The sequence below is a fragment of the Rathayibacter tanaceti genome (genome assembly GCF_001634385.1).
GTDB classification, from domain to species: Bacteria; Actinomycetota; Actinomycetes; order Actinomycetales; family Microbacteriaceae; genus Rathayibacter; species Rathayibacter tanaceti.
The window spans coordinates 1-1,324 of sequence record NZ_LIIN01000255.1 but is presented as its reverse complement, the minus strand read 5'-3'; the positions used below and the strand labels follow the sequence as shown (position 1 = coordinate 1,324).

Sequence of the window (1,324 nt, the reverse complement as noted above, 5' to 3'; positions counted from 1 at the left end):
CGACCACGAGGGCCAGCGCGCACGCCCTCCCCCCCCCCCGCGGATGCGGAGACGAGCCGGGCGAGGACAGCGACGGCGACGCCTCCGAGCGCGGCCTCGAGCAGTTGCCAGGGCTCGAGCTGCGTCCGGATCGTCGACAGCATCGTCATCGGCAGGAACGCGCCGATCGAGCTGCCGAGCTCCCGGCCCACCGAGATCGCTCCGCTCGTGTTCCACAGAACCCCGGCCGCGACGGCCGCGTACGGCGCTCTCGGACAGTTCGTCCGCTCATCCGGCGAAGCCGGAGCCGTTGCGGGCGGTGGCGTCGGCTCCGGCGCTCGAGAACGGGCGCTCAGCTCCCCTCCGCGCCCGGCCCCTCCACCCGCACCTCGCTCGCAGCCTTGTCCGCTCGCCAACCGCGCCACACCGGCTGCCGCAGCGTGCCGGCAGAGGTGCGCTCGCGGTAGCGGACCTCGCCGACCAGCACCGGCGACACCCAGTGCACCCCGCGCGACTCGGCCGGAGGCACCGAGACGGCCGGCTCGTCGCTCGCGTGCTCAGCCAGGCGGTCGACGAGGCTGCGGCGCTCGCGGTCGCTGAAACCGGTGCCGACCCGGCCGGAGTACACCAGCCCGTCATCGCAGGGGATCGCGGTCAGCAGCGCGCCGACCGAGCCCTGCAGCCCGCCCTTGCCCTCCCTCCAGCCCACGATCACCACCTCCTGGAGCCGGTGGTGGGTGAGCTTGATCCAATCGCGGGAGCGGCTGCCCTCCCGGTAGGGGGAGTCGTGGCGCTTGGCGACCACGCCCTCCAACCCCAGGCTGTGGCTGGTCGCCATCGCCTCCTCCAGATCGCCGTCGAACACCGACGGGAGGTGCACGCGCTCGTTCTCGGCGACGAGCTCGACGAGGGCGGCACGGCGGGAATCGTAGTCGCGGGCGGTGACGTCCTCGCCGGCGCGCTCGAGCAGATCGAACAGCATCACGTGCACGGGAGTCGTCCGGGCCGCCGCCTCGATCTCGCGCGGCGCGCTCAGCCCGCCGCGGGTCTGCAGGGCGCCGAAGTCGGGGCGCCCGCGTGCGTCGAGGGCGACGATCTCGCCGTCGAGCACGGCATCGGCAGAGGCCGCGGCCAGGGGCCCGAGCACGTCCGGGAACACCGCGGTCAGGTCGTTGCCGTTGCGGCTGGTCAGGGTCACCGCGCCGCCCTGCACGCGTACGAGGGCCCGGTAGCCGTCCCACTTCATCTCGATGGCGGCGTCCGGATCGACGTCGGTGCGGCGTCCGGCCGTCGCGAGCATGGGGCGGTGGCGTCGCGGCGTCTCGCCGTCGCCCGGGGTCGAGGC

Annotated in this window: 2 protein-coding genes; both read right to left on the bottom strand. The window is 74.4% G+C overall.

Features of this window, described 5'->3' with window-relative positions; translation table 11 throughout:
• Positions 1 to 191, bottom strand: a 191-nt coding sequence (locus ACH61_RS18695; protein WP_236713724.1) for a hypothetical protein, incomplete at its 3' end; no start/stop codon positions are given.
• Positions 192 to 331: 140 nt separating this feature from the next.
• Positions 332 to 1,324, bottom strand: a 993-nt coding sequence (gene ligD / locus ACH61_RS15460; protein ID WP_201787628.1) for a non-homologous end-joining DNA ligase, incomplete at its 5' end; no start/stop codon positions are given.